Source organism: Leisingera sp. XS_AS12, assembly GCF_041224635.1.
In the GTDB taxonomy this organism is placed as follows: Bacteria; Pseudomonadota; Alphaproteobacteria; order Rhodobacterales; family Rhodobacteraceae; genus Leisingera.
The window spans coordinates 115,050-140,149 of sequence record NZ_JBGFGM010000107.1; the positions used below are offsets into that span (position 1 = coordinate 115,050).

Annotated in this window: 18 protein-coding genes; 7 read left to right on the forward strand and 11 right to left on the reverse strand. The window is 56.2% G+C overall.

The features are described 5' to 3' along the window. Positions 1-9 precede the first annotated feature (9 nt). Positions 10-1,008 (forward strand): type IV secretion system protein, encoded by a 999-nt coding sequence (locus tag AB9K35_RS14630; protein ID WP_369927146.1) that lies wholly within the window; start codon positions 10-12, stop codon positions 1,006-1,008. A 70-nt stretch (positions 1,009-1,078) separates the two neighbouring features. On the opposite strand, the gene AB9K35_RS14635 is transcribed toward AB9K35_RS14630, so the two are convergent. The 11 genes from AB9K35_RS14635 to AB9K35_RS14685 all read right to left on the reverse strand — a co-directional run bounded on the left by AB9K35_RS14635 (position 1,079) and on the right by AB9K35_RS14685 (position 12,987). Beyond that, a complete protein-coding gene (locus tag AB9K35_RS14635; RefSeq protein WP_369927148.1) occupies positions 1,079-1,540 on the reverse strand; it encodes a hypothetical protein in 462 nt (153 codons plus the stop codon). A gap of 302 nt (positions 1,541-1,842) precedes the next feature. Beyond that, on the reverse strand, positions 1,843-4,902 hold the full coding sequence (locus AB9K35_RS14640) for a DEAD/DEAH box helicase (protein WP_369927149.1): 3,060 nt from the start codon (positions 4,900-4,902) through the stop codon (positions 1,843-1,845). Positions 4,903-4,948: 46 nt separating this feature from the next. Next, positions 4,949-5,758 (reverse strand): Hachiman antiphage defense system protein HamA, encoded by an 810-nt coding sequence (locus AB9K35_RS14645; RefSeq protein WP_369927151.1) that lies wholly within the window; start codon positions 5,756-5,758, stop codon positions 4,949-4,951. A gap of 284 nt (positions 5,759-6,042) precedes the next feature. Then, positions 6,043-7,935 (reverse strand): type IV secretory system conjugative DNA transfer family protein, encoded by a 1,893-nt coding sequence (locus AB9K35_RS14650; protein ID WP_369927153.1) that lies wholly within the window; start codon positions 7,933-7,935, stop codon positions 6,043-6,045. After that, entirely contained in the window at positions 7,928-9,736 is a 1,809-nt protein-coding gene (locus AB9K35_RS14655) for a relaxase/mobilization nuclease domain-containing protein (protein ID WP_369927154.1), read from the reverse strand. Before AB9K35_RS14655 ends, AB9K35_RS14650 begins: the two co-directional genes overlap by 8 nt. Next, the gene (locus tag AB9K35_RS14660) at positions 9,723-10,313 is read right to left on the reverse strand and encodes a hypothetical protein (protein ID WP_369927156.1); all 591 of its coding nucleotides are present in this window, start codon (positions 10,311-10,313) and stop codon (positions 9,723-9,725) included. Before AB9K35_RS14660 ends, AB9K35_RS14655 begins: the two co-directional genes overlap by 14 nt. 174 nt (positions 10,314-10,487) lie before the next feature. Then, positions 10,488-10,769 carry a hypothetical protein gene (locus tag AB9K35_RS14665; RefSeq protein WP_369927158.1) on the reverse strand — a complete coding sequence of 94 codons (282 nt, stop codon included), beginning with the start codon at positions 10,767-10,769 and terminating at the stop codon, positions 10,488-10,490. Continuing rightward, positions 10,756-10,980, reverse strand: a complete 225-nt coding sequence (locus AB9K35_RS14670; protein ID WP_369927160.1) for a hypothetical protein — start codon at positions 10,978-10,980, stop codon at positions 10,756-10,758. Before AB9K35_RS14670 ends, AB9K35_RS14665 begins: the two co-directional genes overlap by 14 nt. Beyond that, positions 10,977-11,180, reverse strand: coding sequence for a hypothetical protein (locus AB9K35_RS14675; protein ID WP_282094172.1), 204 nt, complete (start codon positions 11,178-11,180; stop codon positions 10,977-10,979). Before AB9K35_RS14675 ends, AB9K35_RS14670 begins: the two co-directional genes overlap by 4 nt. After that, positions 11,177-11,485, reverse strand: coding sequence for a hypothetical protein (locus tag AB9K35_RS14680; RefSeq protein ID WP_170349233.1), 309 nt, complete (start codon positions 11,483-11,485; stop codon positions 11,177-11,179). The genes AB9K35_RS14675 and AB9K35_RS14680 overlap by 4 nt, the downstream gene beginning before the upstream one ends. A 623-nt stretch (positions 11,486-12,108) precedes the next feature. Continuing rightward, positions 12,109-12,987 (reverse strand): ArdC family protein, encoded by an 879-nt coding sequence (locus AB9K35_RS14685; protein WP_369927163.1) that lies wholly within the window; start codon positions 12,985-12,987, stop codon positions 12,109-12,111. Between the two features lie 570 nt (positions 12,988-13,557). On the opposite strand from AB9K35_RS14685, the gene AB9K35_RS14690 reads away from it, so the two are divergent. The 6 genes from AB9K35_RS14690 to pglZ are packed head-to-tail and all read left to right on the forward strand — an operon-like array spanning position 13,558 to position 25,097. Further along, a complete protein-coding gene (locus AB9K35_RS14690) occupies positions 13,558-14,430 on the forward strand; it encodes a WYL domain-containing protein (RefSeq protein ID WP_369927164.1) in 873 nt (290 codons plus the stop codon). Then, on the forward strand, positions 14,427-15,041 hold the full coding sequence (locus tag AB9K35_RS14695) for a DUF1819 family protein (protein ID WP_027259559.1): 615 nt from the start codon (positions 14,427-14,429) through the stop codon (positions 15,039-15,041). Before AB9K35_RS14690 ends, AB9K35_RS14695 begins: the two co-directional genes overlap by 4 nt. Before the next feature lies 1 nt (position 15,042). Then, positions 15,043-15,645: a BREX protein BrxB domain-containing protein gene (locus AB9K35_RS14700; RefSeq protein ID WP_168577143.1), complete on the forward strand. Its 603-nt coding sequence runs from the start codon at positions 15,043-15,045 to the stop codon at positions 15,643-15,645. Between the two features lie 4 nt (positions 15,646-15,649). Beyond that, positions 15,650-19,168 carry a BREX system P-loop protein BrxC gene (gene brxC / locus AB9K35_RS14705; RefSeq protein WP_369927167.1) on the forward strand — a complete coding sequence of 1,173 codons (3,519 nt, stop codon included), beginning with the start codon at positions 15,650-15,652 and terminating at the stop codon, positions 19,166-19,168. Next, the gene (gene pglX / locus AB9K35_RS14710; protein ID WP_369927168.1) at positions 19,168-22,605 is read left to right on the forward strand and encodes a BREX-1 system adenine-specific DNA-methyltransferase PglX; all 3,438 of its coding nucleotides are present in this window, start codon (positions 19,168-19,170) and stop codon (positions 22,603-22,605) included. Before brxC ends, pglX begins: the two co-directional genes overlap by 1 nt. Further along, positions 22,602-25,097: a BREX-1 system phosphatase PglZ type A gene (gene pglZ / locus AB9K35_RS14715; protein ID WP_369927170.1), complete on the forward strand. Its 2,496-nt coding sequence runs from the start codon at positions 22,602-22,604 to the stop codon at positions 25,095-25,097. The genes pglX and pglZ overlap by 4 nt, the downstream gene beginning before the upstream one ends. The last annotated feature ends 3 nt before the right edge of the window (positions 25,098-25,100 follow it).

The window sequence follows — 25,100 nt, forward strand, 5'->3', positions numbered from 1 at the left end:
GGGGATCCCATGGGCGTCGTCACCTGGATGGTTGAGACAACCGACAGCTTTCTGGAAGACGCGGCCCAAACCACCTTTGGCAACGTCGCCGGACAGCTGGGCGGCGTCATTGCCGTGGCTTCGACGCTCGCCGTGATCGGCGTCTTCCTCAACATGGTGTTTCAGTACAAATCCATGGATGGGCGGACTGCCTTCTGGTTCGCCCTCAAGCTTATGCTCATCACCCTCTTTGCGATGAATTGGGTCCAATTCAACGCGGTGGCCAGCGCCCTCATCAACGGGATCGACCAGCTCGCAGGCGGCATGGTGGCAGGGCTCGGCGGCGGCGGCGCAGGTGCATCCTACTTTGCCGGGGCCTTTGACGACCTCATCGAGGAGTTTGGCGACTACCTGAACGCGGCCGGTGACAACATGCATTGGATGGCCGGAGCCCTCATCGGCGCGATCGGCGCATTCCTCCTAGGCGTCATCGGCGCGCTCTGCGGGCTTGTTCTGATTTTCGCGAAGATCATGCTGACCTTCATGATCGGCATCGCCCCGATCATGATCGCGCTTTCGCTTTTTGATGTCAGCAAGGACTATTTCCATCGCTGGCTGTCCAGCACGGTGTCCTACGCGCTCTACCCCCTCGTGATCGCGGGCGTGTTTTCGACGGTCATCGGAATGTCGCGCTCGCTGATGACCGAACTCGGAGATCCTTCCGGCGCGAGCAACATCGGCGCGCTGGTACCCTTTTTCATGATGATGTTCCTCGCAGGCGGCATGATCATCGCCACCCCGCTGATCGTCCGCTCAATCTCAGGCAATTTCATGATGGCCGGACCGCCAAGCATTCCCGGCCCTGGTGGGTTCGCAAAGGGCTTGATCGGAACCAAGGGCTCACGGGCACGGGCGCGGTTTGGGACGAGGTCGAATGCTGAGATCGCTGGGGCTGGGATGCGGCAGGCTGGTGGTGCGACTGTTTCGATGGTTCAGAGGGTTGCTGAACGGGCGAAGCGGTTGGAGTGAAATCGGCCCGTACCCGCCATTCATAGCAGGCTGGGGGAACATACCCCCCCCAACCAAAGGTTGGTCTAAGTTAAGCTTCCGCCTTACGATCTGCTTGAACAGCGAGATCGATTACGTAATGGACCAGAAACGCTTCGATCAAAGAAAGGGCGTATTCGCTATCAATTGGAAGCATATCAGAGCTTAAATGGTGATGATCGACGTACTCTGCCGCATCCCAGAGCCGCCGCGTTTCCACTGGGTTATCGGGCTCAATCCGACTTATCACCATTTCAAATGTGCTGTTGGCCAGCTCTATCGCTTCTCTACGGTAGCCGTCATCGACTGGCAGCGAAGTGATCTGATAGCCTGTCCGAGGTCGCGCATTCGGCTTTGGCTTCTGCGCTTCATAGTCGCGGATTAAGAGCCCCCAGCTCGCATAGCCTTCTTCGTTGGCGATACGCGCATACGCTTGATTGAGCGGGATATCCTCAGAGCGGCGCAACAGCCTTGCCTTGCGTCTAAGTTCATTGATCGGTGCAGATAGGTTCATTTGAGTTTCTCCTATTGCGAGCAAAAATACACAATCCCTCCTTATGTGTGCGCTCGAACAGAAAAAGCTCTATTTCAAACCCTGCATGTTGAATACTTTCCCGTCGGAGGGGGGAGGCTGGGGCGGCAACTCAAACCAGAAATACGTTTTCACAAGATGGGTTTCAAGTGCTTTCGCCACTTAACGACCTCCATTTTCAAGCGCGAAAGCCCGCACGAAGCCCTCCCGCGTCATTCGTGGGGGGGAGCAGTATTTCAACTGCCGCAAGTACGAAACCAGCGGTTCTGCTTGACGTGCTCAACTCAACGCCGCAGTTCTTCCACAACACTTTGGAAATATGCTGGGAACGCATCGAGAACCGTATTCAACTCGTCTTGCTGATCGCGGCAAACACGACGGACACCATGGCGATCGTTTATATCACCAAATGAGGTTGCCAGTGCCTGAGCAACCACGCGATCCTTGAAACCAGCTTCATAAAAGGCGAGCGCTGTTGTGTTGCTCAGTCCATTCTTTATCTGCCGCTGAAGCAACAGCAGCTGTTCGTGGAGGGTTGGATCTCGAGGTTCAACGAGGTCGGCAATCGATGCCACGACCATTGCGAGATCGAACCCAAAACCGCCTTCGCAGATGGCCACTACATGGTTTGCTGTAATATGCCGATTGCTAGTCCGAACATTGGCAGCACGCAGCGCCTGCCCAATAGTGTCAAATGACTCACCAGCCATCCATGCCTTCAATGTGGGCAGGATTTGGTTTTGGTCAGTGAGCTTGGTCAGGGCTTTGGAGGTGACGTATTGACGGACCTCCACAAAGACTGCATCGACAAGTTCACCACGTTCTGCCGCATCCACAAGCGCTTGAATGTTAGCGTTTGTCCAATCACGTAGAGCAAAAACGTCTGCAGGTGGAAGTGGAGATTTTCTGATCAAAGCGCGTAGAGCATCGTCACCAGCTTCCTTGATAGCTCTCCCAGTCATGTGGAAAACTTCGAGAAGGTTTTCGCGCGTGGCTTCGTCAGCCAAGTGCCATGCCAACGTGTTGCGGGTAAGTTCGTCGATCCGTTCGCCTGCTTGGTCGCTCGAAAAATCCACGTAAGCCGCTAGATAGGTGGCAATGCGCTGAATGGCGCGTGCGCGATCGGCGACGAAAGTTTTGAATCTATCAATGTCGACCCAATCAAATCTCCGTTTGATCGAGGTTACTGCAGCGTCGATGTCGGAATGCGTTGCAAAGGCAAGGTCCAGCCAACCCACTTGAAAAGTGAGCCGGAGCCTGGCGGTCTGTTCGTAATCATCGAACAAGTTCAGGATGCTGCTGCGCGATGGCTCGGCGCGTGTGGGATCCAGGAGATTCTTGGTGGAATTCCAACGCCAGCGCCCATCGATATTGCCCCGCTGATCGTAAATAGATGGTGCCGAAAAAATTACACTACCCTCTGTGTGCATTCCGGCCCGTCCGGCTCTGCCCATAAGGTTGTGGAAGTCGCGCACCTTTATCTTCTCTTTGCCCTGCTGGGTTGCCGAGACGATAAGGTACCGAATTGGAAAATTGACGCCTTGCGCCAGCGTCGAGGTGCAAATAACAAATTTTGCGTGCCCTTCCTTCATGGCATGTTCGACTGAGAGACGCAGTCCCTGCGGAGTGTTGCCGTGATGAGCAAGAATCCCCAACTCTGACGCTTGGGTCACATCTTGGTCCTCGCCGAGGTTTAGTTTTGCGAGGTGCGAGAGACGCGCGATCTCGGCCGCGTCGGAAACATCAAGTGGGCGCGATAGTGCGACTCCCCGATCAAATATATCCGCTGCCCGTCCACATAGTGAAATGACGGATTCCTTGGTTCCGCAAAACAGTGCCACACTGCCGCGCTCGACCAAGTGCAGTCCCAAATACAATCCGACCTCCGCACTCTCGCCAGTACCGCCCCGTTTCGGGAAAACGCGTGCTACGCGCTCACGAGGCTTTAGGGCAAGATTGGTTTGTGTCACGACGCGAGGGACAAAAAACTCTTGCTGTTCAGGATCGTCTGGACTCACATATCGCAAAAGCCCGCGTTCGAATTGCCAACTTGCAAAGGCGATGCTCTTGGTGGTCGGTAGCAAACCCTCACCGCTGATCACCGCATTGGCGTCGTCGACAAGCCATTCTGCTATAACCGGCGCATTGCCAATGACGGCAGAAATCAGGACCACCTGCGCTTCCTGTTGCAAAGTCATCCGCAACGATGAAAGCAGCAACTCGTAGGTCGGACCGCGTGCGAAGCCTTCGAACTGGTGGCCCTCATCATAGATAACGAGGCCGATTCTCTCCGCAAGTTCGGGCGCTCGCCTTAGCATGTAGAGCATCTTTTCTGGTGTCACGATCATAACCGATCGCTTCGCAAGAACTCCTGCGAGATCGACATCGAGCAAAAATGAGTCTGAGACTTCGTCGATAGCGACGTCCTCTCCCACAAACGCCCCCACCATATCGGAACGAATATCGTTACATAGCGAACGAAACGGGGCGACAATCACAGCCAAGTTCGAGCGCCCCGATAAAAAAACTGACCTGATGATCAACTCGGTCGCGCGCGTTTTGCCCGCACTTGTGGGCATCTGCACGACGCCAGAGTTTCCTTTTAGTAGGCCAGCCTCTGCAATCCTTCTCTGAGCTGGCCATAGCTCTTTGGGAAAGCGCGGCTTACGTAAAGCTTGGGCCCACAAATCATGCGGCAAGCCCGATGATGGTGGCAGAATTGTGCGAGCTGCGTTCTCCAGCTTGCGCGCGCAGAGTGCCGTTACGATATCCGCGTAAACGACTTCACGGGCCGATCCGTTATCATAAACACTTACCCGCAATTCAGCACACAAAGAGCGGATTTCCTCTTGGGCGTCTATTTCAAGGCTGAAGTGCCGAGTCATAGCGGTAAGCAGACGATTGCCGAATTCGGCATGTTTAGCTTCCCCCTCGACGGGACTGACGTCGCCCCGAAGGATATGCCAAGCCACCCGTGAAAGGCCATGCCCTAGTTCTAAAGAGGGTGCTTCGGACCTTTGGGCGACAACCACGGCACTTCCAACACTGTCTGCTAGGTAATAGGATGCCCCACAGAGCGTCGAGAACTCGGTTGTGAGTTCGGCATTCAGCTGCGACTCTAAATACGCGTCAAAGAACGACGCCGAGAACCGGATCATCTGCGCAATCGAACCATCATCCTCTTCCCAAGCGGAGGGGATGACAGGACCTTCTGACCGATCTACAAAAAGGTCGGCGATAGCGCCTGCTGCGTCATGCAGAATACCAACAGCCAATGGGAAGAGCGTCTCTGGCGCTCGCCTGAACGGGACATGATCCTCTTCGGCTGCACGAAACTCATACATTTTCGCGCGCGCTTGAACGGCGGAAAGGATTAGTCGCGATTCCCGCTCAGGCCTCATTTGCAGCCCTCGCATAAAGTGCGTGTACGAGGTCCATCATCGATGTTCCTCGAATGACAATTAGCCGGAGATTGTCCCCGTTCGGGTGTTCCGATGCGTCTGACTCGTCAAGCGCCATATCGTTGAATATCTCATTGTCCAGCACAGCAACTGCGGCATTGGTTCGCTTGAACGGCTTGTCAGCCTGGTTCTGAAAACGCCCAACCTTCAAGGCATCATCGCGGTTAATCTTGAGTAGTCTCTGTTTGATGGCGCTCAATGACATCGCTTCACGGACAAGGTCCTTGCTGGAATCATTGATCGCCTGTTGTAGGCGATTGATAACCGTTGGCCGAAATCCGGCTTTCGACTCGATAACCAGCAATTCGTCGTCGGGACTTGGCTCGTCTTCAATAAAGCGGAACCCGATCACATCTGTGCCGTTGGAAGGCACATTACGGTTTTCACGATCCTCAAATCGACCTTGCCGAGGGCACCAGTACCCCAGGACGTATTCGACAAAATCCGCCACCAGGATTTCACCGAAGTCACCCGCGCGCGTACTGGGTCCAGGGGCCGCTGCCGTGTCTGGAAACTTGATGCAGGTCAGAAAGTCGGCGTTCGATAGTCCCGTATCCGCGACCAGATCAGGCAGATCTTCATCGCGGCAGTAGTGGTTTCGGTAGTGGGTGGCCCAATTCGATAGGATCGATGGGTTATCGGCGTGCTGTAAAACCCAGATTTCAACTTCGCGGCCGTCTACCGTCACAACAGTTTCGCCGGTATTATGTAGCCATGCGATATGATCAGGTACTGTCAAATTTATTGATTCTTTCTCTAAATCTCTTGGTCCGCCTCAGCGTCATGAATTCACATCGATAAAACAACCCAAAATAGAGCAAGCTTTTTGCTTTATGAAGGTGGTAGCTTGCCCAGAGCAAGTTCCAGACTCTCCCTGTCGTACTGCTGTAAGCGGCCGGAACGTAGCCAAATTGTTGACCGACTCCGTTAACCGCTATGCCCACTTTCGTGGTTTGAACTTGCTAGCACGGTTTTCAGTTGCCGTTTAGCACGGCAGCACGATGGTGCCCCGCAATGCGTCATTCATCTTTCAGCCGCCTCTTCCATAAATCTTTCCACACGTTCAGTACCTTCCCGATACTCTCCCAAACCGGGCTGATCGCCGGGCGTCACCCCCCGCTCTGCGTTAGCCAAATCATCGATCTCTTCTCGGCGCTTTCCTCCGCCTTTAAATCCGTCATCTGAAACCGCTTTCGGCATCTCAAGCGCTCCAATCTTAGCTTCCAGTGCCTTGATCTGCCCTTGCAGCCCGCGCATCTGGTCTCCTGCCGAGGGAGATGGCAGATCGCCTGTCTGCTTGTCGAATATCTGCTTAAAGAACCGGTCGTCATAGTATTTGATCCGCTTGGCGCGGACAGGCATTTGCGCGTCGACGACCAAAACGATGTCGTCAAGATCCATGCGCCGAGCCTCGTCCTCTGGCAGCAACGCGGTTTCTTCGGTCCGTTCAGACATGCTGCGCCCGGCGAAGGGGTTACGGCCGACTGATCGCGAACGGGTCACAACGCGCTTGGTTGTTTTGCCGACGGCTTTGCTGAGCTCTTCGATGGTCTTTTCATCTGAAGGGGTCAGATAGAGCTTGATACCCGCGTTGCCCTGCAGGGCACGGCGGGCATTTTCTCCGTAGATTTCGTCCAAAGCCGGGATCGTCTGTGTGACGATTGCGAGGTTGGCGCGGTAGGATCGCAGGGTTTCGATGCTGTCGAGCACGATCGGCATTTTGCCCAAGCGGTTGAACTCATCGAGCATAATCATCACCGGCCAAGGCTCGTCCTTTCCAGGTTCATGGTCCTGCAGTGATGCCAGCAAGTCCGAGAAGAACAATCGGATCAGCGGAGCGAGGGGTTTCACCATAAGCGGTTCGACCACAAGATAGACCGTGAACGGTGTCTTTCGGATGTCGCGGAAATCGAAGTCTGACGTTGCGGTCGCACGGTCGACGGCGGGGTTTGACCACTGCTTCAGGCCGGACGTCATCAAGAGCGACAGATAAGAGGTGAGCGTGTCGTTGTTGGTCGAGGCCATGCGCATGAAGATTAGCTTGGCAGCGGGATTGACCACTTCGTCGGCGCGGCGGCGATACTCCTTCTGCTTGTCCCCGCCCGATGCAGTGATGCGATAGATTTCGCCCAGAGTCGGCTGCTTTCGCTCGAACGCCAAAAGCCCTGCCGCCACGAACAGATCGATACCGCCATCGAGAAGGCCTTGGACGCGGTCGTTGTCAGCCTGCAGGAACAGCGAAGCCAGAAGTTGCAGCTCCATCTGCTGGCGGTCGACGTTTTCCAGCGCCGATATGCGTAGCAAGGGATTGTACCGGTGCGAGCGGCCATCTTTCCAATCTGTTGGCGCGAACCGGAACACCTTGTCGCCCTGCGCGGCCCTGTGGCGCGCCGTCGCCTCGAAATTTTCGCCCTTGACGTCGAGCACCACCGCACTGCCCTGATAGGTAAGAAGGTTCGGGATGACGAACCCCGTCGTTTTGCCGCGTCCGGTTGGGGCCACGATCAGGGCATGGGGAAAAACCTTGGACATGACAAACGGCTTCCGACTCTTAGGCTTGCCCATTTTGCCGAGGACAAAGCCGTGGCCAGGCTTGCCGAAGAAGCCGTTGCGCCTCATCTCGGACATGTGCTGCCAGTGGGTTTCACCGAACTTGGTCAGTGCGTCGTTCATCAGCACAGCGCTGAGCAAGACACCGGCACCGGTACTAATCCCGACGATCAAGTGAACGATCTGCATCTCGCCCGGATGGGTAGATCGAAGAACTCCATAACTGCGCGCCAACATCAGGAAATCGATATCCACCCCGACCCCGAACCAGCGGAACGTCAGAAAGGCCGACGCCAGAACATACCCCAGCACCGCGCCGAGAAGAGCAAAGCTCATGACGCCAAGTGCGATCCGCGTCTTACCCATGCGTCACACCCTTTTCGCCGTCGGCATCAACATGCCGCTCGCGTTGAACATCAATTTCTTCATTGGCGATTTCATCTAGGACGTGTTCCATCGCCATGCTGTTCGCCAGAGCGGCATCGCTCTGGAGATATGCCTTGGTCGCATAGAGCCGGTCCAGGCGGTCTTCGATATTTTCCTCCAGCGTGGTCTCATCGCCAATCGCCAAGTCCGGGGTACCCTCTTCACCGACCAGTTCCTCCAGCTCGGCACGCAAGGTCTCGCGTTCTAGATCGCTGTGGAAAGGATCAGCTGTTGGGTCGTCCCTCATACGGCTCAGGATGTCAGAAGTGGTCGGCGGCAACCTGTCGACTATGGCTTCCTGCCGTTCGGTCTCCACCGCCCCACTGTCCTTGAGAACCTCAGCATCGGCCAACAAACGGCCCAGACCACTGTGCACCTGGTCGAGGCGGTCAATCGCTTTCTCGAGGTCATCGGCGCGTGACAGGTCAAAGCCTTCCTTCTCGGCAATCGCCTTCAAATCCTGGCCAAGCCATTGCCGCTCCAGTGCGGCATTGCCCGCGCCTATTTCGACGCGACGCGTAATATCCTGCGCGTCAATGCCGGTGCCTCTCAAAGCCTCTTGAAGGCGTTCGACGAGCGCTGAATCCTGCAACGTACCTTGGGCCTCTGCCTGAATGTTCGTAGCCGAATAAACCCCACTTTTGGACGCGTCTTCGAGCAAGGTGTGGGACTGCGTTCCCATTGGGCTGAGATGCGACAGTGAACGATAGATGTCGTTCAGCTCATGCTCCAGCGCGGCGCGCCGATCGATCGGAGCTTCAGCGACAATGCGTTCGGCTTGGTTGATCTTGTCGTGAAAGGCGTCCACGACCTCATCAAACGATTGCTGTTCTTCGGCCATGCCATATACCTTTCCATCTGCTTCAATTGGATTGCCCTCAGCCAAGAGCGTCGCGGCCCTATCCAAGGCCGCTGCAATGTCATGCTGGTTCTCGCGCGAGGCCTCGGCCGCCAGACCCCGATAGAGCCGCGCATTGTGCGCCACCTCAGCCAAGGCACGTTCAAGCTCTGGCCCGACGCGCTCACGCTCGGTGGGCTTCTCACCGGCGGCTTCTGCGCGACGCTGCTCTACATCGCTCGGCCTCTGCGTCGTGATCCCGCGCTCTAGCTTTCGCGTCGCCTCAAGCCTCAGCCCATAGCGGTCCGACACCTCGACCATCGCCTCGCGAAAACTGTCGTAGTTGAAGTGGTGCCCTTCCTTCAGAAAGAAGAACTCACCGTCCTTGCTGCGCCGGTTCAGAACGATGTGGGCATGCGGGTGGTCCCTATCCTCGTGCACGGCGGCGATGTAGTCAAAGTGGCTGCCCCTGCCCTGAAAGAACCGCTCGCAAATCTCGCGCGTGATCTCGGCAACATCTTCGCCACGCGTGCCGATCGGGAAGGCCATCAACAGATGAGAAGTGTGCCCCAGCTTGGGATGGAACCCCTCATTCCATTGTGCGGAAAACCGGCGCGTGACCTGCTCTACCTCTTTGACTGACAGAATGCTCTGACCGTCATAGGTGCCACGGCTGTCGATGATAAAGCTCGACTTGGTGGTCAGGTATTCCAGCTGGTTGCGCAGCTGCGTTTTGTTGTGTGTGCCGCCGTCGCGAATGGCTTTAAAGATCGCGGGGGAATGCCCCATGGCGGCGCGCGCCATCTGCTTGGCACGGGCGCGTGGAACGCTGCCACGAATGCGGCTCCAGTCGCGGTCAAAGAAGGCCTCCTGGGCGGCGGCGACGGCGCTATTCCGGGCCATCGGCAAAGCCTCCCAGAACGCGGGCAACCTCGCCGGACAGCGCGCTGCGGCGGCGCTGTGCCATGTCTTGAACCTGGTCTGCGATGTCGAAGATCAGCCCGGCCAATGCGCGAACTTGCGCATGGGCAGAATTGCCATAAGGCGGCGTCTTGCCCAGGCGCTTTGCCTCGTTCAGGCGCTGCGCAATCTGGTTGATGTTGTTGCCAGTGCGGTTGAGCGAGGCCGACAGACCCTGCATCTGATTGGCCAGTTCATCGTCAGGAACAAAGAGATCGTTTGACGCGTGGATCAACCGCCGCAAGCCCTCCGCCCGGCTGGCGATATCGTGCCGTGTCAGCACCGCATCGAAGCTCGCCAGCTCCTTTGGCGTCAGCCGGACATTCACCAGTTCAGAGCGCACGCGCGCATCAAGCTTGCGACTTTGATCAGCCTTCAAGGTGTAAAAGATGCTGCGGGTCGTGACGCCGAATTCGCGGGCCAGATCCTCGATCGGCGCCCCTTCGGCACGCTTGCGCACGATGGCAAAACGCTGGTTTTGCGTCAGTCGCTTGTGCCGTGGTGCGCGCGGTCGGCCCATGTGAAGTAATCACCCCTATTTCTTGCCAGCATCATACAGGCAGCCCTGTTATGGCATTTCGCCATAATTGATTCAATATTATAATATTGTATCAACTGCCTGTATTCCGTTTGGAGCAGCCACAGTCTGCGACCGCCGGGCAAAGCCCGGCCACATGCGCAAGGCATGGCACCACTAGTCGTGGTTCCACGCCTCAGCATCGCCAAGGAGTTGCAGCGCTATTGTGCGGGCCGCGCCTTCGGCGCTGGCATAGGTTTGATGGTCGGGCAGCTCGTGCAGATCAAAGGGCTGTTGCGGGTCGTCCGGGGTCTCAACTCGGACATAGATGGCCCAGCCATCAATCAGTGCTGGATCATCACAATACTCCAGCCCGCCATCGGGCAGATTGCAGAACCCATGAAGATGCACGCTGGCGCGGCCCTCTCGGGCCGCTTGCCTGATGTCAGAATACTTCATGGCGAACCTCTGCACTTTCCCCGATGGAAAATTCGTCAGGCTCGCCATTCAGGCGGGTGCCATCCCGACTGGTCAAGCCGATAGCTGACCCATTCTGTGTGAAGGTGATGAGGTATTGCCCGAGGTCATCTCGCGTCACCAAATATCCGCTGTTGATCCAGTGAACGCGGTTGCCCGCGTCCACTGTTGCTTTGATCTCCTCCAAGGTCATCGCAACGCCTCCTCAAGGATTGCGAGAGCCCCAAGGCAATCGTCGATATAGGGCTGCTCTTCACCGTCCAGATCGTTCAGCTCCAGCCGGTTCAACACCGCGTAAAGCGTGGCGCGCGCCTCACGGGCGGCGCTTCGCAAGCTGACGGTGTCTTCCAGACGTGCGGTCGCAAAATCATCGCTGTGAAAGTCAGGGATCATCGGATTTCTCCCGCCTTGTGTTTCCAGCGCGGGGCAATGTCTTTGAACGGCACCGTGAAGGGCGGCAGCGCGTCAAAGCCGTTCGAGCTTTTGACCACCTTCACCTTGGCGCAATCATCCTCGACGCTGAGGATCTCGACACAAAACACGCCGCCCAAACCTGACGGAACAACGATCTCCTTCAGTTCGTGCCGATGCTTCCCGCAATAGACGCAGGTGCTATAGAGCCCGTCGATGATGTGACCGCCGGTCGTGCGATCACAGTCGCAGGTCCAGAATTTCGGGGGCTGATATTTATGAGCCATTTGTGGCCTCCTCTTGGGTGCTGCGGTTGGGGCTTGGCTCCCCTTCCGCCGATGGGCTGCACACCGGCCAATCTGATCTGACCGAATACGCATGTATTCGGCGGAACAGAGTGGGTGGGGGCACAGCCCGACCCACGGCCCTGGAGAGGCCAGTCAATGGGTCAAAGCCAGCAACTGGTGCGGCCCGCAGCGCGCCCTGCGCGAGGACACGGGTTGCAGGCTTTGACGACGCGGCCACGCGGCGCTTGCCCATTGACGGGACGCGACGGGGATGTTGGGCGGACTAATCAAATTGAAAGAAGCCTGAAGGAGGTGAGCGGGCTGAAAGCCGGTCGATCCTCCGCACAGTCCGTTTCTCAGAGCGGCCCGTGCGCAGCAGCACGGGCCACAATTTTGCATCTCGTTGAAAGTGCCTGCGCCCCGCCACATGAGGCGGGGCGCAGGTGCTCAAAGCTCAACACCAGACTTCAAGTTGCCGTCCGGATCGAGCCACGAACGGGCCTCGGCGCAATCCAAGCAAATACAGGAGCAACTGCCTTTCACGATGACCGGCGCAAGAAAGATCACCGGATTTGACGCGCCGCATTTGCGGCACGTCATCGGGGGTAAGATTGCGGGGCCGCTCATGCTGCGGCCGCTTTCGATTGACCTGCGGCTGCTAGGACAAAATCGGCGGCTTTCTGCGCCTCGGACGCCGCACGAAAAATCGCCCGTTTGTCCTCTTTGAGCGCTTTCAACCAACCTTCGACATAGGCGGCGCTTTGGTCGAATTCCGGCGCGACGCCAATCTGGGCACCAAGGAAACAAGCGCCGATTTCCGCCACCAACTCCTCAAAGGCATAGGCTTCGCGGTTCGCAAATTTCTTGATCCGCTCCAGCCGCTTTTCGCTACCGGTCCAATGGATTGATTCATGGGCAAGGGTCGCAAAATACCCTTTCGCACTATGAAAGGTCGCTACGGGCGGCATATGGATGTGATCCTTGGCCGGGCTGTAATAGGCTCGCGGCTCATCGGTGGTCACGATCTCCGCACCCGTGCGAGCAAAAAACGACTCAAGCTCGGGATCGGCCTCAGTGCCAAGATCGCGCGGGGCCTCGGGCCGGATGTAGTAATCCTCCGGCAAACCTTCGATCTGATCCGCGTTGAAGACGCGGTAAGCGCGCGCATAGGGCAGTTCTTCCTCAATGCCCAATTCGTTCTCTCGGGTGAACGTCCCGTATTTGACCACGGTCGACGACGTTTCACCTTTGCGGACCTGTCCGCCCAGTTCCTGCGCCTGTTTGTAGGTCATCCAGCGGCTGGAAACATACCCGTGCTTGGCCGCCATGACCCAGAGCATCAGGATGTTGATCCCGCGATACTCCTCGCCGTTGTGCCGTGTTGGCAAGGCAATACCGGACGCGCTTCCGGTCCACGGCTTGCGCCACGGCGGCGTGCCTGCCTCGATCTCGGCAATAATGGTGTCGGTGACATGGGCATAAACATCAAACTTCGGTGCCATTTGTGGCCTCCTCGATCAAAGTGACGCGGGTGAGGCTTCGCGCCCCCTTCCGCCGATGGGCTGCGCCTCGGCCACCTGATCTGACCGAATACGCATGTATTCGGCGGAACAGAGTGGGAGAGGGCAAAGCCCGACCCACGGCCCTGAACGGGGCTGTCAATCGGCCACATTTGCGAAGAAAATGTCTGCGCCAAAATCAGACGCCAATTTTCCCCGCGAGGAATGGCTCGCCCGCGAGACAGGGGAAATTGGTGGCTGATTTTGGGGATGGACTAAGGTTGACCGCCACGGTCAGGGATGTTGGGCGGACCAAACAAACTTGATGATGTCTGGATCGGGGTGAGCGGGCCAACGGCCCGTTGAGCCTCGGTGCAGTCTACTGGGAGATGTTGCCCGCGCGCTTAAGCGCGGGTTCTTCTGAAACCATGCGATACTTCCCAGGCCGCGCGCGATACAAAGCCAAAGCAGTCCCACAACCCGCTGACAGAATTACAAGATATCGCAGACGGTCCGCTGAGTATATGGTTCTTAAATGTAGACCCATCCTCTAGGTTGAACTAGACTTAAGCTATGACAAGCGAATCGAATAGTCTTTCACGATGGCAGCAGGATCGCCGTGCATTCATTGAGCACAGGGTCTTTTGGCGTGGACGTGTCGGCCTTGCGGATCTGATGGACGTTATGGGCCTTAGTCGGGCTCAAGCTTCGAAAGACCTCAATAGCTACATCAATGATCATCCCGAACACATCATCTACGATAAAACGGCCAAGACCTACGTTCTGGGCCCGAAGTTCGAAGAACACTACACTGCGCTTGATCCGTCAGAGTATCTTGATGATCTCCTGTCGATCTCACGGGGCGGTTCAGTCCCCACTGCAGACTGGATTGTCTATCAGCCGGACATTCTGGCAACCACTGTGCCTGGGCGCGGACTTAGCGCGCTAACACTTCGCAACGTCTTATTAGCCTGTGAACAGGGCAAAGAGCTGCAAATAAGCTATCAGTCGATGTCGTCCCCCGATCCAGAAGATCGCGTTATCATTCCTCATGCCCTCGCACATGACGGATTTCGTTGGCATGCGAGAGCGCTATGCTCAAAAGACCAGGTCTTCAAAGACTTTGTTCTCGGACGCATACTGAAAAGCGCATTGGGGGAACAATCAGATGTCGACGCCGGTACAGATGAAGACTGGCACCAAACAATAACGCTCAAAATCGCACCGCACCCTGGCCTGTCTGAAAACCAACGCAGGATTGTCGAGCTCGACTATGCAATGAATGACGGGGCGGCAGAACTTTCAGTGCGAAAGTGCCTGTTGTTCTACAATCTAAAGCGGCTTGGCCTTGACGTTGATCCTAGTATCCGCGCCCCACAGGATCAGCACATAGTTTTGATCAATGACGGAGAAGTCCGCGCTGCTCTCGAAAGGGGGCGGCGATGAGTGCTTTCGCGAGACAAGACTACAAGATGTCATTCAGCACCGGCGGGCTCTTCCTGAACGAAAGCCTGGAAGTCGCGCGCTTGCATGAAGACGGTGAAGCCTGGGAAGACACAATTCTCAGAGCCATGGAGGAAGGCACAACCAGCCTACCGAAATCAGCATCGAACCGTCGATCGTTGCGCGAAATTTCTAATCGCCTGCTTACTCTTACAGATGAGGAACGCGCTTACCTTGTGGAAGAGGCTGACCGTTCCGAACAGCAGGCGATGTTGTGGATCGCCACATGCCGCGCATATCGGTTCGTTCGTGAATTTGCGGTGGAAGTGGTGAGAGAGCGATACCTATCTTACCAACTCGATTTACCGCTCGAAAGCTTTGACATTCTTTTTGAGGCAAAAGCTGAATGGGATGAAGGACTGGCCGGATTAAGTCGGTCGACCCGCCTGAAACTTCGTCAAATCATGTTTCGCATGATGCGTGAAGCCGGGATCATTTCAGAAGATGATCGCATTCAAACCGCGATTATTTCCACACGTTTGAAACACATGATTGAAGACCACAACCCCGGCGAGCTGGCCATTTTCCCCAGCGTTCCGGTTGAGGGAGCTTAATTTGAAACGAGAACTAAACCGGAAAGAGCGGGCCGAGCACCTCTACCGCGTGATCACGAGTGAACGCTTCCTGACCAAACAAGGCCTAGGGAATGAAGTGCCATTTTTCATCTATCCCTTTCCCGCCGAGGAAGGGCTCACCATGGTTGAGGATCGTGAAGATCTTGTGACCCGAATTCAGCACTCCGGTACTCGAGTGTTGGACCTGAACCTCTACGATCTCGCGCTCGAAATACTTTCAGAGCGCGGGATCTTAGAGCAGGTTCTTGAAATTGAGGCCGACAGTAGCAAGGGTGAGATCAAGGAGCTTCTACAAGGCGTCTTGGACCCACAGGCTCATCTGATCCCGCATATTGGCCAGGCGATCCGAGCGACCCCACATGACGTCATTTTCTTGTCAGGCGTTGGTGAGGTATACCCTTACATCCGCTCTCACAACGTGCTGAACAACCTACAAAGCACTGCGAAAGAAGCACCAACCGTTCTCTTCTTCCCAGGAAGCTACACCCATGCTTTGGCGACTGGCGCGTCATTGGATCTCTTTGGTCAGCTTCATGACGACAAGTATTACCGCGCCTTCAACATTCTGAATTACGAGGTCTAAGCCCATGGCCCAGCTGCTGAAAGATATTTTTGAGAAACCCGTTGATCGCGCCATTGACGGCGTCATCAAGGCCGACGACGAGGCAAGCCTTCGCATCGAACTTGATGAGTACGTCATCACAGGAGAAATCGGCCAACGGCTGGAGCAGTTCCTCGAAGCCTACAACAACTATGACACTTCAAATGGCGTCTGGATCTCTGGCTTCTTTGGCTCTGGTAAGTCGCACTTGCTGAAGATGCTGGCGCTACTGCTCGAAAATCGTGAGGTCGACGGCAAAACTGCTCACGAGATCTTCGCTGAAAAGCTCAAAGGCGAGCCAATGCTGGCAGGCGCACTCAACAAGGCCGTTTCCATCCCGTCGAAATCGATCTTGTTCAATATCGACCAGAAGGCAGATGTGATCTCGAAAACGGATGTAGATGCGCTTCTATCTGTCTTCCAAAAGGTCTTTGACGAAGCCTGCGGGTTCTATGGCAAACAGCCTCATATCGCGCAATTCGAACGCGACTTGCAGGGGCGTGGGCAATTCGAGGCATTCAAAGAAGCTTTTCGAAGCGCTGCCGGGAAAGACTGGGAGCGCGGTCGGGAACAGGCGCTACTCGAAGCCAAGAACATTGCGACAGCGTTTGCAGAAGCAACCGGTGGTGATCCTTCAGATGCAAAAGACATCCTGAGCCAATACCGGAAGGACACACGTGTCTCGATTGAGGACTTCGCTGGCACAGTCAAAGCTTGGATCGATGACCAGCCCAAGGGTTTCCGGCTCAACTTCTTCGTTGACGAAGTCGGCCAATATATTGCGGACAATGTAAAGCTCATGACCAACCTGCAAACCATCGCAGAGAGCCTTAACACCAAATGCAAAGGGCAGGCGTGGATCATAGTAACTGCGCAGCAAGACATGGCGTCGGTTATCGGCGACATGACGCAACAGCAAGAGAATGACTTCTCAAAAATCCAGGCCCGCTTCAGCAACCGCATGCCGCTGAACTCGGCCGATGTCGCCGAAGTGATCCAGCGCCGCCTGCTCGCCAAGACGTCGGAAGGGCAAGTTACGCTTGGCAACCTTCATGACCGCGAAGAAAACAACCTCAAGACCCTGTTCGATTTTGCTGACGGCTCGATGAAGCTCAAAAACTACCGGGATCGCGAGCACTTCATCTCAAGCTATCCTTTCCCTCCCTATCAGTATGACCTCTTCCAAATGGCGATCACGTCTTTGTCGGAGCACAACGCATTTGAAGGCAAACACAGCTCGGTCGGTGAGCGTTCGATGTTGGGCGTTTTCCAAGAGGTCTCTAAGAAGCTGAAAGACAAAGAAGTCGGAGGGCTGGCCACTTTCGATCTCATGTTCGAAGGAATCCGCACCGCACTGAAATCTTCGGTTCAACAGAGTATTCAGATTGCCGAAAAAAACCTGGACGATCCTTTTGCCGTTCGGGTTTTGAAATCCTTGTTCCTCGTCAAATACGTCAAAGGCTTCAAACCGTCGGTTCGAAACATCGGAATTCTGCTGCTGTCAGAGTTTGAGGCGGACCAGACGGGCCAACGCCGCAAGATCGAGGAAGCATTGAGCCGTCTGGAAAGGGAAACCTATATCCAGCGGAACGGCGAGGTCTACGAGTTCCTGACGAACGAAGAAAAGGATGTCGAAGCTGAAATCAAAGCCCTCGAAATAGACCCTTCTGAGCTCTCAAAAGAACTCGAAACCCTCGCATTCGATACCATTCTGCGTCATCGCAAGATCAAGCATCTCGCAACTAACAGCGAATATTCCTTTACCCGGAAGCTTGATGATCACGCGGTTGGTCGCGAGTACGAACTGGCAATCAATCTCGTTTCGCCCCTCAGCGACGAGGTTGAAAGCCCCGATGGCATTCGAATGAAAACCATGTCTCGGGAAGAGCTCGCGGTTGCCATGAAGCCAGATGCCAACTTCGTCCGCGACCTGATCCTGTTTAAGCAAACGGACAAGTTCATCCGGCAGTCCCGCAGCGGTTCTCCGCAGCCGGGCCGCGACCGTATCGTCGCAGAAAAAGGCGAACAAAACGGCCGCCGCGCAAAAGACCTTGAAATGCGGCTTCGCAAATTGATGGGAAGCGCCCGACTCTTCGTCAGGGGTGACGAATTGGAGATCGGTGGAGAGGATGCTCAAGAGCGCATAAGCAAGGCATTCCAGTCCCTGGTCGACAAAGTCTACACCAATCTCCCGATGCTGCGCGGCGTCTGCTATACTGAGGCCGATATCAACAAAGCGGTACAATCGGAAAGCGGGCTCTTCGGTTCTGACGGCACAGGTATCAACGAAGCCGAACAAGACGTCCTCAGCTTCATCAACGCGCAGGCACGCAACGGGGTTAAGGTCTCCGTCAAATATCTGGCTGATCGGTTCACATCCAAACCCTACGGCTGGCCAGTTACCGCAGTCCTTTGCCTAGCGGGCAGCTTGGTCGCCAAAGGTAAGATCGAAGCGCGTGTCGACAGCGCCATCAAGGAAGGATTGGATCTTGCCAAGGCGTTGAACAACAGTCACGCGCTTCCGAACATACTATTGACCCCTCAGACGGAATTCTCCGCTGCAGAAATTCGTCGAGCGAAGGAACTTTATCAGGAGCTCTTTGCGCACCCCTCATCGGGAACAGATGCGCGTGGTTTGGGTGCGGAGTGGGCTACAAGCATCGATACGCTCGAAGCCGAGGTAGACGGGCTTGTTCGCCAGTCACACCGCTACCCTTTCCTAACCGCGCTCGAGCCGTTCCATGAACTGCTGCGGGGCATGAAGGGCAAACCAGCGAACTGGTATATTTCTGACGCGCCCAAGCGCGAGGATGACCTTCTGAACGCGAAGGAGGATATCCTGGACAAGGTGAAGTCCTTCATGGGGGGCGCGCAAAAGGGTATCTACGACGATGCCCGCGATATGCTCGCCAGCCAATCTGCCAACATCGACTATGTCGATCCTGATGCTGGGGCGAAGGTGCGCGCTGCATTGGAGGATCCGGCCTGCTTTAAAGGGTCGTCGATCCAGAACCTCAAATCCGACCTGTTTGATCTGAAAAACAAGGTCGAACTCAAGGTGCTTGAGGAACGCAAAGCCGTCATCGCAGAGGTCGAAGACGTCTCAGTTAAGATCGCACAAATGCCGGACTTCCAGGCGCTCGACCCGGACAAACAGGCCCGCATCACCACGCGCATTGAAAGCCACAAGGCAGGTCTTGATACGGTCACGCTGATCCCCGTACTGCGCGACCGGGCCAATGGCGCGCGCACAAACCTGCTGTCGGACGTTGTCACCGAACTCGACCGCCTCGCGCGCCCGGCACCTGCACCCGAACCACAGCCCGGCATGTCGGACCGGCCAGCGCCCGCACCGCAGCCCCCCACAACGGTCCTGGCCTCGCAGCTGAAGGTCGCAGCTCCCAAGACGCTGCTGACCGATGAGGCCGACGTCGACCAGTACCTTGAAGAAATGAAAAAGACCCTGCTGGCCGAAATCCGCGCGGGTAAGAAAGTTATTGTGTAATGGATACCAACGCGCTCAAGAAATTTGCCCAGGCCGCCCGCAACCTGCTGATCGATCAGGTCACCTCCAAGCTCGACGTCGTGCTGGCCGAAGGCAGCGCCGCACGGCGTGAGGCCCCCGAAGCCATCAAAGACCTCGAAAACGCCATCAACAAGGCCGACAAACAGCAGGTCATCGAACAGGTCGCCTACACGTGGTTCAACCGCTTCACCGCCCTGCGTTTCATGGATGCGAACGGCTACACGCAGGTCCGCACCGTCTCCCCCGCTGACGGGGCCACGCGGCCGGAACTGCTCTCAGAGGCGATGGCGGGTAACCTGCCGGACGGTGCCCCCACGACCATCCAGTCCCTCCTCGACGGGCGCACGCCGTCCCATGACCCGCAGGCCGAGGCATACCGCCTCCTGCTCGTCCATACCTGCAACCAGTGGCACGGCCCCATGCCGTTCCTGTTCGAACAGATCGACGACTACACCGAACTGCTGATGCCCGAGGATCTGCTGTCCCAGACCTCTATCCTCGCCGAACTGCGCAAGGTCATGACCGAGGACGCCTGTCAGGACGTCGAGATCATCGGCTGGCTCTACCAGTTCTACATCTCCGAGAAGAAGGATCAGGTCTTCGCGGGCCTCAAGAAGAACCAGAAGATCACCGCCGAGAACATCCCCGCCGCGACGCAGCTCTTCACCCCGCATTGGATCGTCCGCTACCTGGTTGAGAACTCGCTGGGGCGGCTTTGGCTGCTCAACAATCCGCAAAGCGGGCTGGCGGCCAAGATGGACTATTACATCGCGCCAGAAGAGCCTGAGACGGATTTCCTGCGCATCACCAAGCCGGAAGAGATCCGCATCTGCGATCCGGCGGCGGGCTCGGGGCATATGCTGACCTATGCCTTTGACCTGCTCTACGCCATCTACGAGGAAGAGGGATATGACGCGACCGAGATCCCCGCGCTGATCCTGACGCACAACCTGACGGGGGTGGAGATCGACGACCGTGCGGGCGCGCTGGCGGCCTTTGCGCTGGCGATGAAGGCCGCGGCGCGGCTGGGGCGGCGGCGGTTCCTGCGGATGGAGGCAAAACCCGACATCTGCGTGTTGCAGAACGTGACCTTCAGCCCGGCCGAGATGCAGGACGTGGCCGCCGTGGTGGGGCGCGACCTGTTCACGGACGAGTTCCGCGAGACGCTGTTGCAGTTCGAGCAAGCCAAGAACTTCGGCTCGCTGATCGTGCCGAAGCTGCGCGACCCGGCCGAGACGCTGCGAGTGGTGGCGGCGCGGGATTTCGGAGGGGATCTGCTGCTGAAGGAGGTGCAGGAGCGCGTCGTCACCGTGCTGCGCATGGCCGAGGCGCTGTCGCCGAAGTATCACGTGGTGGTGGCCAACCCGCCTTATATGGGCGGGCGCGGAATGAATGCTGAGCTTTCCGACTTTGCCAAAATGCACTACGCGGATAGCAAACTCGATACGTTCGCGTGCTTTATTGAACGTGCCAACTTCTTGGTAAAGTCAAAGGGTTATTCCGCGCTGGTAACCATGGAAAGTTGGATGTTTCTTTCGACATACGGAAACCTGAGGAAAAAACTGCTTTCAGTTGGCTCGATCCGATCTTTGGTTCACATGCCCTACCTTGGCAAAGGCGGCACAGCGATGGGCATAAGCTTCGGAACAAGTGCATTTGTATACAAGGCGGCAAGTGATCCAGATTTCTCCGGGAGCTACTCTTGCACTCGTTACTATGAAATGGATGCAGCCTTTGTTCCCTACAGCTTTCCCACAGAAAATGAACGCCTTTCACAGGCATCGACGAAGAATTTTCTTAACATTCCCGGCTCTCCAATTGCCTATTGGGTGAGCGACAAGCTCGAATTTGCATACGGCAAGTTTCCGCAAATCTATGAAAACTCGGTTTCTGAAGGGCAAAACATTACCGCCAATAACGATCGCTACACCAAGAGCATATGGGAGGTTAATAAATCAAAGATCGGATCCAAATGGCGACACTATGCAAAGGGCGGCGAATTCCGACGTTGGTATGGAAATTTGGACACGATTGTTGATTGGTCTCAGGAGGCTCGTAGTCATTATCGTAAGCACTCTTCAGCAAGGATCATCCCAGAGTATTTGCAGTTTCGGCCGGGGATCACATGGACGCTCGTAACTTCTGGCTCACGCAGTTTTCGAATTTTGCCAGATTACGCTACCTTCGACAAAGGTGGTTCGAGCATATTCTTTGAAGATGAAGGCCAGCTTCTACCAACACTGAGCTTCCTTAACTCACGGGTGGCTAACTTCATTCTAAATATACTGAATTCAACATTGAATTTGCAGGTTGACGATGTTCGCCGCCTACCTTTTTCAAGCGCCCAGTATCGCGAAATATCTGCATCAACTGAATGCCTTGCTGAACTCAGCAAATCCGACTGGGACGCCTACGAAACCTCCTGGGATTTCACCACGCTCCCGCTGCTCTCGCCCGAACACCGGGCCGGAACGCTGGAGGCCACCTATGCCCGCCTGCGCGCCCACTGGCAGTCCATGACGGACGAGATGAAAGCGCTGGAGGAAGAGAACAACCGCATCTTCATCGACGCATATGGCCTGCAAGACGAGCTGCCCCCCGAGGTGCCGCTGAACGAGATCACCCTCACCTGCAACCCCGCCTATCGCTATGGCGTGAAGGGCTCCGAGGAGGAGCGCGAGACGCGCCTGCGCGCCGAAACCATGGCCGAGTTCCTGTCCTATGCCGTGGGCTGCATGTTCGGGCGCTACAGCCTCGACGCGCCGGGCCTGGTCCTCGCCAATCAAGGCGAGCGGCTGGAGGATTACTTCGCCCGCATCCCCGAGCCGCAATTCATGCCGGACGAAGACAACGTCATCCCCGTGCTGGACGATAACTGGTTCCCCGACGACATCACCGAACGCTTCCGCCTGTTCCTGCGCGTGAGTTTCGGCGAGGCGCATTTCCGCGAGAACCTGAAATTCATCGAGGACAGCCTTGGCAAAGACATCCGCAAGTATTTCACCAAGGATTTCTACACCGATCACGTGAAGCGCTACAAAAAGCGCCCGATCTACTGGATGGTCTCCTCCCCCAAGGGCACGTTCAACGCACTGATCTACATGCACCGCTATCGGCCCGACACCGTGTCGGTGCTGCTCAACGACTACCTGCGCGAGTTCATCACCAAGCTGGAGGGCGAACGCACCCGGCTGGAAAAGCTGTCCGATGATCCGACGGCGACGCAGGGCCAGAAGACCAAGGCGTTGAAGGATGTGGCGGCGGTGGCCAAACAGATCGACGAGCTGAACGAATGGGAACGCGACGTGATCTTCCCGCTGGCGCAGCAGAAGATCGAGATCGACTTGGATGACGGGGTGAAGGCGAACTATCCGAAGTTCGGCACGGCCTTGAAGAAGATTGCGGGGCTGTCATGACGGACCGGATCAAGGCGGGCCTAGAGCGGCTGTTCATCGATCACCGGATCGTCTTCTGGTACGACGCCGCGCGCGACATGCGGGCCGAATATGACGCCGTGGATCTGCCGGATGTGGAAAAGATCGAGATCGCGAACAACGAGTTCGGTCTGAAATACCGCATGCTGCGGCAAGAGCCAAAACAGAAGTTTCTGGTGTTCCACGACGGCCCCGCGCCCGAGATGGCCAACAATTGGCTGCTGGATCTCTATTTCGCCTGCGGTGTCTTCAAGGCCGATCAAGCGGCGATCTGGCTAGCTGAACTGGGCCTGCCGCTGCAATTCGAAGACGTTGTACGCGACCACATGGAATTTTACCGCGCCAAGGGCCGCATCGAAGCGCTGAAACAGATGATCACGCCGTCGGACACGAAGACAGACGTGCAGCGCCGCATGCTGGCCGTCTGCGCCGGGGCGGAAGGTGCCCTAGACACAGTCATCGAGGAGCTGCTGGCCGAGCTTGCAGACGAGCGTGATGACGCCATGCGCCTGATGGAGCGGTCCGGTCTGACAGAGTTCTTCTGGAAGCAGGTTGAGAATGCCTACGGCTATGTCAGCAATGCGCCTGACTTTGAGGATTTCGCGATCACACTGTTCCAGTCCTGCTATGCCCGCGCCTTGGGCGAAGATGGCAAGCTGAACGGCGAGGCGCTTCTTGTATTCCGCCGCTGGAAGAACAATCGGCTGGGGGCGCAGGCGTTTGAAACGCTGAGTGGGAAGTACCAGGAAATCCTGCGGATCCCAGAAGACGTGCAAGAGCGCGACATCAAGGCCTTGCGTGCCATCGACCATTTTGAAGAGATCGACCGGCAGATCATTCGCTCTCTGGTGCGTGAGATGGCGAGCCAGACGGTATCGTCGGCCGAGGTGCTGAAGACCGTGCGAGAGAGGCGGCAAAGCCATTGGTACCCGACCTATGAGGATATTTATCAAGCCATCGGCTATGCCACAGAATTCCAGCAAGCGTTGGCTGAGGCGAACCTGACCATGACCTCCCCCGCTGAGGGGGTGAAGCGCTATGTTTCGCATTGGTACAAGATCGACCAACTCTACCGCAAATTCATCTATCATATGCAAAAGAGCGGTCAGTCCTCTCTGCTTAGCGCGTTGTTCGAAAGCGTAGAGAACCGCTACACGACCAACTTCCTGTCTGCCGTCAATGACGCCTGGCAAGATCAGATCGCTGGACTGAGCGATTGGAAGATATCGGGATTTGCGCATCAGACCGATTTCTATATGGACCAGGCCGCCGAATTCCGCCGCCGCGATCAGAAGGTGGTTGTGATCATCTCTGACGCGTTGCGCTATGAGGTTGCAGAAGAAGCCCTGCGCGAGATCCGCAAGCTGAACCGGTTCGACGCCGACCTAAAGCCGATGATTTCTGCACTGCCCAGCTACACGCAACTCGGCATGGCTGCGCTCTTACCGAACAAGGATCTGGAGCTGTCGGAGGACGGCAACGTGTCTTCGTTTGGCTTGCCTACTCAGGGAACCGCTAACCGCGAAAAGGTTCTGGGCATGGGGCGTGCCGGAGACCGTGTCAAAGCCATGAAGGCCGATGATTTCATGAGCTTGAAGGCGGACGACGGAAAAGAGATTTTCCGCGATCATGACATTCTCTACCTCTACCACAACAGGATCGACATCGTTGGCGACAAGCTCGCCACTGAGGAACGCGTGACAGAGGCTGCAGAAGTCGCTGTCGAGGATCTGACCAAACTGGTCCGCAAGCTTACGACGGCCAACTTTTCCAACATCCTTGTGACGGCGGATCATGGCTTCATCTATCAGCACCGGGCATTAGATGAGACTGACTTTTCGGTAGCGGCTCCCGCTGGTGCGGAAATCCTTGTTAAAAATCGTCGATTTATCATCGGGCGAGACCTGGATGCGACATCTGGAATGAAGAAGTTTTTATCCTCAAATCTGGGTCTATCAGGCAACTTGGACGTTCTGTTGCCCAATTCGATCAATCGTATGCGCGTCAAGGGAGCGGGAAGCCGGTTCGTACATGGCGGGGCCACGCTTCAAGAGGTCATTGTTCCCGTACTCCGTGTCGGCAAACGACGCGAAGCCGATGTTGAAAAAGTTGAAGTGCAGATCATCGTCACTGGAAAAAGCTTGATCTCTTCCGGCCAAACGGCCGTCACTCTCTATCAAACTCAGCCAGTTTCAGAGAAGCAGCAACAGCGTAATGTTCTTGCTGGGATTTACGCTTCGGACGGCACGCTCATCTCAGATGAGCACCCGCTGACCTTTGACTACACCTCGCAAAATGCGCGCGAACGGGAGCTGCCCATCAAGTTCCTGCTTTCTCGCGATGCTGATCGGTTCAACAACCAGGACGTCTTCCTCAAGCTTCGCGAACGTATCGGCAAAACGAGCCACTTCGAAGATTACACAAGCCACCGTTTCCAACTGCGTCGTGGCATATCGACAGATTTCGACTTTTAAGGA